The organism is Magnetococcales bacterium (assembly GCA_015232395.1).
GTDB lineage: Bacteria > Pseudomonadota > Magnetococcia > Magnetococcales > JADFZT01 > JADFZT01.
In genome coordinates this window covers 1-11,438 of sequence record JADFZT010000109.1, presented here as the reverse complement: position 1 = coordinate 11,438, position 11,438 = coordinate 1, and the positions used below count along the sequence as shown (strand labels likewise).

Below are 11,438 nucleotides of genomic sequence, written 5' to 3'. Positions count from 1 at the left end.
TGGTAAGGGCTGTCGCAAAAAATATGAATGCAGCAAGTGTCGCAGCCAGCTTCCTGAAATCAATGAAATTGGTTAAATCTCCAAAAAAGGCCTCTGATCCTGCATGGTTTATTTGGCAGCAGCAGCTTTCCCCTGCACTTATTTCTCTTTATGAAAAGCGGGTAACAGCAACTCTGGAGGAAAAGTTTGCAGCTTCTGATTTAAACGACCCTGTCTACTCTGCCCTCGAGTCACATTTTTCTCTAAAAGGTCTCAACCTTCAGGTGAAAAACGCTATTCCATTTGGAGCTTCTGATCTGCCATGGCGTCTTGATTGGATTGGTCATGTCCCAGCTCTTTACTCCTGCTATGCTATGGAGGACTATCTTCTTCACACGACCCCGCCAAATAGGATTGAATTTGCAGTCGAACAAAAAGCACGTTCCAGTTGGATGAAAACTTTGTCCAAGGAAGTTACTCCTTGTTTAAGTCTGGACCCAGAAGAAACAAGACTTGGTTGGGAATGTCAATATAATAGAGTCAGTAATTTAAAGGAACTTTCTCAATATTCAAAAATTGATTCTACTAATGAGTGTTTGGAGTCTGCAGATGACTACGATTCTCTGAAACGAGCTTTGACACCTCTTCAGGGTGTTTTTATGCAACCCCAAGATGTCCTGTTCAAATCTTACAAAGAGGTGCTGTCCAGAGATGGGGAGCAGACCCAAGTAAACCATCGGTCCACCTATTTGATGGATCTCTTGGTCTTAGCCCCGCCAGCAAGAGTTAAGGATGCACCGCTTGATCATTATTTAGACAAGGAGTGGCCTGGAAATTACAATCAGGCCATGCTTGGACGGTATAGCAGAATTGTACTGCAGGATTATTATGATCCTACCGATGGCGTCAAAGGGGCAAGAGATCCAGCCATGTCTATTCATACACCAGCTGACTCCACGGTTGGTCAGACATCCAAAAATCGAATTTTTCCATACTATGCAAGAAGAAGAGTGTTGAGACGGGTTTTGTTTCCCTATGAAAACAGCAGGCACTTCAAACAATTACCAATCGTAAAAAACCCTGCCTTTAACGATGCTACGTTTGTTGTTTTGGTTGGCCTGTGGTTCGCTGGTATGCGGTCAATATTTCTTAACTGGCTTTTTAGCAAAGTTCTTAGTGCTGATATTCCTTCCAGTATTGAACCGCAAACTTCCTTTGCAAAATCTCTCCGAGGCGTTTTTCTGTCAAGTGGTTGGGAGGATTTAGTTATACTTCTAAAGCCTGAGCAGGTCGGAAATAGTCTAGATATTATAGCTTGGTTACAAGATCATCCTCTTGTACAAAAAACCAACACCCATATCGCAGCCAGCTTTCTGCCAGATGATGAAGTAAAGGCGAAAAGCTGGCGGAAAAGCAATATGTCATGTTTTTTTCATATGCGTCTCCGTAGAACAACAGATGAGTTTAAAGAGGAGTTCAAAAAATGCATTCTTCAAAAAAACGAATATAAGGAGGTTCAGATATATGATGTAACGGGTGATATGGACTTTACCTTGGATGCGAGTAAAGTTGACCCTTCATTTTTAAAATCTCTACGTAGAGATTTGTTTCAATTCAAAACAGTAGCACATATTCAAACCCAATTGCGCTATGCACATAATTCTGTTGACAAAACCTGTGAGATATGTTAGTGTACAAAAAAATATTAGTGGCCAATAAGTTTTTTTGATGTGCAAATAAGGGGGGGGGATGAAGAATACTAAAATGGAGAGTGGTGGTAAGTCTAAACTCGCTTCAGCTGACGATCTGAATGAAGCAAGCGGAATGTCACGAAGCGATGCGCTGACTTCTGCCAACAAAGAAAGTACAAAAATGATAGAAGAGCACGATCACGCCTCACCACACCTTACCAAAATAAACATACAAGATTTTAGGGACGAAATCAAGAATGAGATCAGAGATGAGATCAGAGATGAGATCAGAGATGAGATCAGAAAGGAGGTCAGGGATGAGATCAAGTCCATCAAGGAAAAATACGAAGAGGATAAGTATGATTTGACTCTGGAGATTAAAAGCCTCAAAAAGAGAAACGAGCTTGGGAGTATGTCCGTTTTTAAGCCTGCTTCGAGAATGAGGGGAGCAGCCTTCGGTGAATCAAGGCGAGAGATTAAGGCTCCTTCAATACTAGATCAGGATTAATAAGGCCATTTTCGAAGGCATGGCGCGATGCCATATTTTTGGTAGATGCCAGCCACAACCCCTTCCTCTTTCAGCGCGATGACTGCTTGATCAAAGCGTTTGCGTAAGGTGTCAGCCTCCGGCCAAGCCCGGGAAAAACCCAGATGAAAACCCCGCACCGGGCCAATCACCTTGGGGATGTAATCCAGGGTGTCGAACTCCGGGGCGTTTTCATTGCGCAGGTGGGAGCAGACGCTCAGTTCGCAGATGGCCAGATCGATATGGCCCGCAGTGATCTTGCGCAGGTGGAGCAGCTCGGGATGGCTGTTGATCAGCAGGTCGCTTTGAAAATGTCCGGAGCGCATGGCGTTTAAAAAAACCGGGGCATAGTTGTAGGTTTCGGTCGCCCCCACCAGATAGGGGGAGAGGTCCGATAGCGTCTCCCAGGCGATATCATCCTTCTTTCGCTTGAAAAAGACATCTCGAATGCAGCCCAAAGGGCGGCTGAAGAGGTAGGACTTTTTCCGCTCCGGATTGATGGTAAAAGCAAAAATGCCCGCCAGATCCCCTCTTTCAGCCAGATATTTACCCCGCTTGGAGGGGTAAATCTGAATCTCCGGTTGATAGCCAATCCGCCTCAGACCCGCCTCAACAATTTCAGTGATGAAACCAATAACCCTGCCCTCCCGTTCAAAGTGAAAGGGGGGGAATTCTACCGTGGCCAGGGGGAGTTTTTCGGCTTCTTGAGCATGCGCAGGAATGGCCAGGAGAGGGAGTAGCAGCAGAACCCACAGGAGGCTGTTTCTCCAGTAAGTCAGCCACTTTGATGGGGAAGTCGGTGTGCCGTTCCCACGCATAAAGTCGATACCTTCCGCAACAACGTTGATCAAGATACGGAAATAACAGTGATCAAGTGGTCGGAATAACGGGGATCAGGGTGCGGGAATAACTGTGGAATAAAAGCATCTTCAAGCAGTTGCTGTGAAGCATGTTTATAATAGCGATATGTTAGCCATTTTTTGTGATGATGGAAACAGTGAATTCAGTGAATGGCCGGAATTTTTCTGGGTGCCAAAAAATAAAGCTCCGATCTCGCCTGTTTCATGATCCCGGCGGCCCGTTCAGCTTCCTCGCCAAACCCCATGAAAAGATCCACCCGGCCCGCTCCCCGAATAGCCCCCCCGGTATCCTGGTTGACCACCAATCGCGTGACCCGCTCCCACCGGAGCACTTTTTGGCCATCCTCTGAAAAGCGGGGCAGTTCCGTCACCAAAATCGCTGGAGCCCCCTTGGGAAAGAGGCGGTAATCAGTCGCGATGGAGTGGTTGGGGGTGAGGGGGACGCCGATATTGCCCACAGCCGGGCCATCCAGCTCACGGAAAAAGACGTAGGAGGGGTTGTAGTTGAGCACCCGATCCTGCTCCTTGGGGTGTTCAGCCAGCCATTTTTCCAGGGCTTGCAGGCTCATCTCCTTGCGGGGAATTTCACCCTCATCAATCAGCAGCTTGCCAATGGAGCGGTAGGGTCTGCCGTTGGCGCCGTCATACCCCACCCGCATGGTCTCCCCATCGGTGAGTTTCACCCGGCCCGATCCCTGGATGTGCAGAAAAAAAGCCTCCACCGGATCGTCCACCCACACCAACTCCAGGGCTTGATCCTTGAGCTTCCCCCCCTGATCAATCTCCTGACGATCAAAGTAGGGTTTCAGTCGTTTCCCCTCCAGACGCCCCATCAGACGCTTGGCGCCATAGTCGTTGGACCAGTCGGAGAGCTTGACCTCCAAGAGATCTTTGGGGCGGCGATAGAGGGGATAGTGGTTTGTTTCCGAGGGGGTGCGCGCTCCGTGAAGGAGGGGTTCATAGTAGGCGGTGACCAGGACATCTTTCTGTTTTTCCCGGCCAGGGGATTTAAATAGCCGGAAGTGGCGGCCCAGGTGGTCGAATACCTTTTGGCTGTCGCCACTTTTGGCGACTTCACTGAGGGCCAGGGTCGCCTTGGCCAACGCCTTGGCGGTGACGATCTCCTTGCCAAAGGTGTATTCAGCCGTCGGGTTACGCTTGGCATAATATCGGGCGCTCCCTGCCAGGGCCTGACCCCACTCGGTGATACCCTTGCTCCCCAGGAGCTGTTTTTCCAGGGGAGACCAGGGGACCAGCGCGAGGGGGAGATCTTTTCCTTCCAGGGAGGTGGGGGGCCGTGGGCTGAAACAGGACTTCAGCCCAAAGGCCACCAGCACCACCACCAGAAAGGAAAAAACAAACCGCTGTAGGGCGCTGTCGATCACTGGCTGGCCCTCGCCACCTCACCGGGCTGCTGGATGGCCGCGAGTTTCCAGTTGGGATTTTGGCTGCCCACCGGACGGGTGAAGGTCCAATACTCCTCGACATCCTGGGCCTGACTGGGATCACCCTCGGTCACCTTGCCAGCAACGTCGGTGGAATATTCCACCATGTTGACCTTGAAGTGAACGGTGATCCAATCTTCCCCCGACTCCTGCCACGCTTCGGAAACCACGGTATCGGTAAATTGAATCTTTTCGATGATATCCCGACGCCCGGCTTCTTTGGCTTCCTGGGCCTGTTTTTGAACCATTGCCCAGGTCCGATCCGTCAGCAGCGGTTGCAGGCGATCTACGCTCCAGTCGCTCCAGGACTCCTGAATCTGCTGGAAAGCCATCTTGGCTCCCTCCAAAAATTGACCTTCATGGAATTTGGGATCCATGGCGATGATGTGGTCCAGTCCTTGGGTTATTTCGTCGGGAGGTGTCTCTCCGGTAGAAAAGCTGCCGGGGAGGGGGGCGTTGTCGTCGTAGGGGTTGTTGGCATAATCCCCCCCTTCCAGGGATTGGCGTTGGTAATCTTGCTGCCCCCCCATGGGTCCGGCTGTGGCTTCCTTCTGCTTGCGTGCCCAGCGGAGGATAAACCAGATCGCCCCACCGATGAGGAGGATTTCCAGCAGGCCGATGCCGCCACCCATGCCGCCGCCAGCCCCTGCCATACCACCACCGCCACCACCGCCAAAGAGCATGGAGCCCAAAAAGCCTCCCAGCATGAAGCCGCCGATGCCTCCCATGAGCCCGCTGCCGAATCCGGAGCGGCCCGTGGAGCCTAGAGCCGAGGTGGAGGTGGAGCTACGGGAGGTGGAGGTCGTCTGGCTGGTAGCGCTACGGGTGGTGGCGCGTCGGGGGGTGGAAAAGCTGCGGGAACCCCGGGAGCCAAAAGAGCTGCCGCCACCAAATCGGCGGGCTTCGGCATCATCGGGCCATACCGAAAGGGCGGCAAAACCCAGCATCAGGGAGATGGCAAACAGGGAAAATAGCTTTGTGGTGTTCATGTCAGACCTCATTTCTTCCTTGGATGGTGTGGGGTCGTTCATAGCTGTTCAAATTTGGATTTTATCGGATTATTCATGGCGGCCCAAAGGGCTTCTGCCAGATGTCGCACTTGGGTCGGGGATTTTTCCTGGACAAGACCCGCTTCGATATTGAGTAAACACCCCGGATTTTCGCCGATGACCGTATCGGCTTGGCTTGCCTGGATGGCGGCCAATTTATCCCGGCGGATCTCCCGGCTGGCATCTGGATGGCGCATCATGGTCTCTCCCCCGGCACCGCAACAGCGTTCGGCCCGAGGCAGTTCCTTCAGTTTAACAGGTAGAGCCCCCAAAAGCGCCCGGGGTTCTTTTATTGTGCCCAATTCATTTTGTGTTTGGCAATGATCATGAAAAGTCAGTTCGCCCAAACCGGGATCATGGGGGGTAAGGTGCCGGGGCCAATGGTTTTGAGCCAGAAAGCGGGAGAGGGGCTGCACCTTGGCGGAAAATCGTTCCGCTTGATCTCTCCATTGGGGATCATCCGCCAAAATTTTTCCATACTGCCGGGCGGTAACCGCACAGGTGGCACTGTCGCAGATGATCGCTTCCAGGGGTTCCAACGCCTCGAAGGCCAATAGGTTCGAACGGGCTTTTTTGAATAAATCCCCACGCTTGCCCCCCTCCAGATCCGATGCCCCACAGCAGCCAAAATCCGGGGGCCGCACCACTTCGAAGCCCATCTGGGTGAGTAAATGAACGCTGGCGTTTTCCACCCCGGGATAAAAAAGTCGGGCCAGACATCCAGCCATCAACCCTACCCGGGGCCGGGGATTGGTCGGAGAGGGGAGGGGTTCAAAGGCAGATGCTGGATTGGCCAAGGGGGTGAGCGGTGCCCGCCATGGCGGAATCAGCCCTTCCAGCCGGGTGAGGGTGGCCGAAAAAACCAGCAGCCGAAAACGCCGCACGCCGGATTGCAGCCCGCTTTGGCCATAAAATTGGATCATTTTGGCAAGCCAGGCGGTCCAGCGGGGGCGGTTGGTGATGAAATGCAGCAGTCGGGCTGACAGGCGCGTTTTTTCAGGGGCCCGGGAGCGGACTTTTTGAATGAGCTGTACCGGTTGCACATTGGCAGGACACGCCGGATGGCAGGCGCGGCAGTTGAGGCAATAGGAGAGAGCCGCCACCGCTTCTTCTGCCTGTAATCGCCCCCCTTGCAAAGCCAGCACGATGGAGACTCTGCCCCGGGGGGATTGCATCTCGTTGAGGGCGCTCCGATAGGTGGGGCAGACCGGCAGGCAATAGCCACAATGGGTACACAGAGCCGCCCCCGCCAACTCCGGATCCGGGGGAGGGGTCGCAAAGGGAGGGTGATCGACAGGTGGGGTGGGGGTGGCTGCCATGATCGTGGGGTTCGGGTTGGTATCCATTTCGCTAGAGCAGATGGGGTTGATGGCAAGTTTATCATGTTGATGGAGATGTGTGACCCCATTCTCTGAGAGCGTTTTCAGATGGTCCTTGTTGGGGTTGAGGAGGGCCATTGATCCATTGAGGGGATGGTGTGGCTTGGTTGGTCGCGTGTTGGTCATCTATGAGGTCGTGCTGAGAAGGGGATCCATGAGGGGGAATCAGATGGCAGGAGCCGGGGGGGGAGAGCAGATTCGGATTTGGCAGGGGATGGTGGCTGTTTTCCTCTTTTTGCTCTCTCTTTTTGCGGTTTCCATGAGCCTCAACGGCTTCATGAAAGAGTGGGCGGGGCCGGATCATCTGGGGGTGATGGATGACAAGATTGATCTATTCCTGACCCAAAAGGATGAGATCGATCTGATCTTCATGGGTACCAGCCGCATCTATCGCAACATCGATCCCCTGGTGTTTGACTCAGAGATGGTGAGTCTGGGATGCCCGGTGCGCTCCTTTAACTTTGGGGTCAATCTCCTGACGCCGGTGGAGGGGCTCTATCTGCTGGATCGCATCCGGGAGAGCCAACCGAAGCGTCTGCAATGGATCCTTTTTGGTCAGATGTCTCTGCCCCGCTATTTCGATTGGAACTGGGGCTCCCACCGTATGCGTTTTTTTAATACCTGGTCCAACCTGCCCCTGGCAGCCAAAGATCTCTGGCAATCCCCTTTGGCCACCCGGGAACGGGTGGTTCGGCTCTATCGATTGTTGGGTTCGTTTCTGTTTGAGCAGCTGGGAATCGGCAGAGGCTCGGCCTATTTTTTTCCAATGGATAACAGCAAAAGCGGCAACGGTTATCGCTTGACCGATACCAGCCACAGGGGGTTCCTCTCCACTGATTCGGAAACCCACCCCTCATTTGCTGAGCGCCACGACAAGTTTTTGCAGCGTGACCTCAAAAGCTATCGGGATAAGGTGCTCACCCGGGGGAGGGCCCATCGGGATGTGGATGAGCGTTCCGGGGCGGCCCAGTATAAACGCTTGGCGCCGCTTTTGGATCGCACCCGTGAGATGGCGGTTGAGCCTGGTATCGTGATGGTCCCATCCTACGTAACCCACCTGACCTCCCGCCCCCTCCTGGCAACAGCGGCCAAAGAAAACCCCAATCTGCCCGCCTGGAATTTCAACCAGCCTGACAAGTGGCCAGAGCTTTTCGACTGGTCCCATTTTTTTGATGTGGGACACTTGAATCGTCCGGGAGCGAGCCTTTTTTCCCGCCTTCTGGCCCAGGAAATCTGTCCTGACATGCAAGCCCGGGGGAGGTAGCGATGCTGTTTGTGGAGTTTCGTTTTATTGTTTTTTTCGGGGTGCTCTGGGCCATTTACTGGAGCTTGCGCAACAATACCTGGCGCAAGATGGTTTTGCTGGGGGGGAGCTATCTCTTCTATGCCGCCTGGGATTGGCGCTTTCTCTCTTTGATCCTCCTCTCCACGGTGGTGGACTATCTGGCGGCTCTCAGGATCCCCGGGGCTGCCAATGAGGGGCGCAAGCGGGGCTGGCTGGTGGCGAGCCTGATTACCAATCTGGGGGTGCTGGGATTTTTTAAATATTTCAACTTTTTTGCCGCTTCGCTGGTGGATCTGTTTAATTCCTTAGGTGTGGCTCTCAACCACACCACCCTGGAGATTGTCCTGCCGGTAGGGATCAGCTTTTATACCTTCCAGACTTTGAGCTACACCATCGATGTCTACCGGGGCAAGCTTCAGCCCCGTAAAAATCCCCTGGATGTGGCGCTGTTTGTGGCCTTTTTTCCCCAGCTTGTGGCGGGGCCTATCGTGCGGGCGAGCCACTTTTTGCCCCAGTTGGATCAATCCCGAAGATGGTCAAAGGTGGCGGTTCGGAGCTGTTTGACCTTGTTTTTGATCGGTTTTATCAAAAAAGCCGGTGTTTCCGACAATATCGCCCCCTTCGTGGATCAGGTGTTTGCCGATCCCGGACTCTACTCCGCCAGCGCCATCTGGGGGGGGATTTTGCTTTATGGGGTGCAGATCTATTGCGATTTTTCCGGCTATTCGGATATGGCCATTGCCACGGCGGGGCTGTTGGGTTATCGCCTGCCGGTTAACTTCAACGCCCCCTATTTGGCTTCGAGCTTGACCGACTTTTGGCGGCGCTGGCACATGAGCCTCTCCACCTGGCTGCGGGATTATCTCTACATCCCTCTGGGGGGGAATCGCGGTGGCCGGTTGCAGGCGATGCGCAACGTGATGATCACCATGCTGTTGGGGGGACTCTGGCATGGGGCGGCGTGGAATTTTGTGATTTGGGGGGGCTTGCACGGGGTGGCGCTGGTGGGGCATCGGGCTTGGATTTCGTTCCGGGGAGAGGTTGGGGCAGGGGACGGGGTTGGAGGATTCATCCGCCACTCCCTGGGGATGGTTTTTACCTTTTGGTGGGTCTTTTTGGCCTGGATTTTTTTCCGCGCCCAGGATCTCTCGACTGCTCTTGAGATGCTGCGGGTCTATCTCACTTTTTCTGCCCAGGGGGTGGAAAATTTAGGGATTAATCCCTTCGGAGTGCTGACCCTTCTTGGTGTGGCCCACTGGCTGGCCTCCCGCTGGGATCTGCCCGCCTTGAGCGAGCGTATTCCCTTCAGGCTCTACAGCGTGCTGTTGGGAGCAGCCTTTGGGGTAGCGCTCTCCTTCGTGCCTTTGGGATATAGACCCTTCATCTATTTTCAGTTTTGAGGTTGGTGAAGGGGCAGGCTGGCCATGTTCCGCATCAGGTGAAGCGGTGGAAAATCAGAGGGGTGGTGTTATTGGATGAGGTTATGTTTTTTTGCCATCTGGTCATTGATGACGGCAACGGTGTAGGGAGGAGGTCCCAGGATTCCCATGATTTTTGATAGAGCCGTACGGCAGGCATCATTAATCGGAGGAAGCCACTCTTTTTTATGTCCTTTGATGATCAGAATCAATTTGAATTGGGTCTTTTTGAGGTCAAGGTTGTGAAAGGTCGTTGGCATTTCTTTCCCAAATGGTCCGTGCCAGCCCAAATGAAGCCCAAGGAACATCAGAATGGCATTGTGCATCTTCTGACCAATATCATCAGCGAAAGATGTCAGGCTTTCTCTACTGGCAGGGTTGTTGGGATTGGGAGAGCTTGATTTGGCTTCGATAATCCAGATTTGGCTATCCCGAAGCAGTAAAAATTCAGGGATGGGTCTGTTTTGCTGTCTGCGTGTATAAGCAGTGCTTGTTTCAATTCGAAAGCACGCTTCTTCCGGAAAGCCGATAAAGGTCATGCCTGATTCAATGATGGGTTCAATGGTCATAGCAGTGCCAAGTCTATGGCTTCTTCATAAAGCCTGACTGATTCATCAATGATGCTGTTATCCGGCAACCCATCCTTCAGATCGCTCTGATGCCATGCCCCGTCCGCTTCATGGAGAAGAGGGATGGAAAGCCTTTCCTTTTGGGCAATGAGGTAAAGTTTTTTGACTACAAAGTAGGAGTGGCTGGCCATGAAAATCTGCACGCCTCGTTTGGCGAGGAGGGTGATGATGTCCAGAAATTTGGATACGGCTTCCGGGTGCAGGGCTGATTCCGGTTCATCGATGAAAATCACCGACTCCGGGGTCAGGTAACGATTACCGAGCAAAATATCTAAAATAGCGATTTTTTTGATGCCTTCAGCAGTCAGGCCAATGGGAAATTTGGAGCGGCCTTTTTTGAACAGCCAGCGATTTCTCTTTTCGTCGAATTCCAACTTACCCCCGATAATCTCTTCCAGCTGTTTCCTCGAATTTTTGAATTCCTGGAAATTTTTTCCACCGCTTGGCAAGTCTGTCAGTACATTGGCCAAATCGAAATAGGTGTCGTCAAAGCCGAACTCCTGATGATCGGGGCGCCGGGTTCTCAGTATGATACCATGTAGCGAAAGTACCTCTTTTGCAGGGAGAAAAATGGAGTTGGCAGGTCTCTTCCCGGGTTGGATGTTGGTGGGGATTTTTTTAAGGGATTTTTCTGTACTGCGACCAAATTCATAGAATAGATGTTTATTGTCTAGATCCATATCGCAAGACAGTCGGCCATCTCCATCCTTGGAGACCAGATCACCAATTTTTTCCGGTTGAAAGGTCCAGTAGAGCTTGTCAGCCAGGATTTCCTCCAGACGGCGGTTATCATTTCCCCGTCCGAAAGCCTCCACAGAGCGTATGGCGCAGTAGAGGGCCTTGAGTAAAAATGTCTTGCCCGTCCCATTCCGGCCAATGATTAAATTGATATTTCCCAACTGGCCCCACTCAATATTGCGTAACGGGCCGAAATTCTCCAAATGAACTTTTGTGATCACGCCATCACCTTCCGTCTGATTTCCCAGGATTACATGATCACCATGATATGGAGATTGTTATAAAATGTCACTGTGAAGGTGGGATCCAACCTTCTGAAATGGAGAGGCTGTTTGATCACTCGATAGCGAGGGTATCAGCTCCTGAAAATTCCCGGCCCACGGCAAAATCCAGGGTGGCCAGGGCTTGGAGATAGCTGCTCAGGGCGGAGATGTGGTCC

General features: G+C 52.5%; 10 protein-coding genes. 4 read left to right on the top strand and 6 right to left on the bottom strand.

Translation table 11 applies throughout. The features are described from left to right. On the top strand, nucleotides 1–1,670 hold a 1,670-nt coding region (locus HQL52_18680), incomplete at its 5' end, for a hypothetical protein (GenBank protein ID MBF0371471.1). Nucleotides 1,671–1,728: 58 nt separating this feature from the next. Then, nucleotides 1,729–2,178, top strand: coding sequence for a hypothetical protein (locus HQL52_18675; GenBank protein ID MBF0371470.1), 450 nt, complete (start codon nucleotides 1,729–1,731; stop codon nucleotides 2,176–2,178). On the opposite strand, the gene HQL52_18670 is transcribed toward HQL52_18675, so the two are convergent. From HQL52_18670 to HQL52_18655, 4 genes are all read right to left on the bottom strand, one after another. Next, nucleotides 2,175–3,014, bottom strand: coding sequence for a transporter substrate-binding domain-containing protein (locus HQL52_18670; GenBank protein ID MBF0371469.1), 840 nt, complete (start codon nucleotides 3,012–3,014; stop codon nucleotides 2,175–2,177). The two genes, HQL52_18675 and HQL52_18670, sit on opposite strands and share 4 nt — an antisense overlap. A gap of 185 nt (nucleotides 3,015–3,199) precedes the next feature. Next, on the bottom strand, nucleotides 3,200–4,441 hold the full coding sequence (locus tag HQL52_18665) for a murein transglycosylase A (protein ID MBF0371468.1): 1,242 nt from the start codon (nucleotides 4,439–4,441) through the stop codon (nucleotides 3,200–3,202). After that, complete coding sequence (locus tag HQL52_18660) at nucleotides 4,438–5,490, bottom strand: Tim44 domain-containing protein (protein MBF0371467.1); 1,053 nt, start codon at nucleotides 5,488–5,490, stop codon at nucleotides 4,438–4,440. The genes HQL52_18665 and HQL52_18660 overlap by 4 nt, the downstream gene beginning before the upstream one ends. 38 nt (nucleotides 5,491–5,528) lie before the next feature. After that, nucleotides 5,529–6,869, bottom strand: a complete 1,341-nt coding sequence (locus HQL52_18655; GenBank protein ID MBF0371466.1) for a (Fe-S)-binding protein — start codon at nucleotides 6,867–6,869, stop codon at nucleotides 5,529–5,531. A 229-nt stretch (nucleotides 6,870–7,098) separates the two neighbouring features. Here HQL52_18655 and HQL52_18650 point away from each other — a divergent pair, with 229 nt between their 5' ends. Then, nucleotides 7,099–8,193: a hypothetical protein gene (locus HQL52_18650; GenBank protein MBF0371465.1), complete on the top strand. Its 1,095-nt coding sequence runs from the start codon at nucleotides 7,099–7,101 to the stop codon at nucleotides 8,191–8,193. A 2-nt stretch (nucleotides 8,194–8,195) separates the two neighbouring features. Further along, nucleotides 8,196–9,614: an MBOAT family protein gene (locus HQL52_18645; GenBank protein MBF0371464.1), complete on the top strand. Its 1,419-nt coding sequence runs from the start codon at nucleotides 8,196–8,198 to the stop codon at nucleotides 9,612–9,614. Nucleotides 9,615–9,682: 68 nt separating this feature from the next. Here HQL52_18645 and HQL52_18640 read toward each other — a convergent pair whose 3' ends face one another. After that, the gene (locus HQL52_18640; GenBank protein MBF0371463.1) at nucleotides 9,683–10,201 is read right to left on the bottom strand and encodes a hypothetical protein; all 519 of its coding nucleotides are present in this window, start codon (nucleotides 10,199–10,201) and stop codon (nucleotides 9,683–9,685) included. Continuing rightward, the gene (locus HQL52_18635; protein MBF0371462.1) at nucleotides 10,198–11,220 is read right to left on the bottom strand and encodes an AAA family ATPase; all 1,023 of its coding nucleotides are present in this window, start codon (nucleotides 11,218–11,220) and stop codon (nucleotides 10,198–10,200) included. Before HQL52_18635 ends, HQL52_18640 begins: the two co-directional genes overlap by 4 nt. Nucleotides 11,221–11,438: the final 218 nt, after the last annotated feature.

What these genes read in the sequence shown, in the direction of transcription:
- HQL52_18650 (MBF0371465.1), top strand. Translation starts at nt 7,099, where the DNA reads ATGGCAGGAGCCGGGGGGGGAGAGCAGATTCGGATTTGGCAGGGGATG.
- HQL52_18640 (MBF0371463.1), bottom strand. Translation starts at nt 10,201, where the DNA reads ATGACCATTGAACCCATCATTGAATCAGGCATGACCTTTATCGGCTTT.
- HQL52_18675 (MBF0371470.1), top strand. Translation starts at nt 1,729, where the DNA reads ATGAAGAATACTAAAATGGAGAGTGGTGGTAAGTCTAAACTCGCTTCA.
- HQL52_18655 (MBF0371466.1), bottom strand. Translation starts at nt 6,869, where the DNA reads ATGGCAGCCACCCCCACCCCACCTGTCGATCACCCTCCCTTTGCGACC.
- HQL52_18645 (MBF0371464.1), top strand. Translation starts at nt 8,196, where the DNA reads ATGCTGTTTGTGGAGTTTCGTTTTATTGTTTTTTTCGGGGTGCTCTGG.
- HQL52_18670 (MBF0371469.1), bottom strand. Translation starts at nt 3,014, where the DNA reads ATGCGTGGGAACGGCACACCGACTTCCCCATCAAAGTGGCTGACTTAC.
- HQL52_18660 (MBF0371467.1), bottom strand. Translation starts at nt 5,490, where the DNA reads ATGAACACCACAAAGCTATTTTCCCTGTTTGCCATCTCCCTGATGCTG.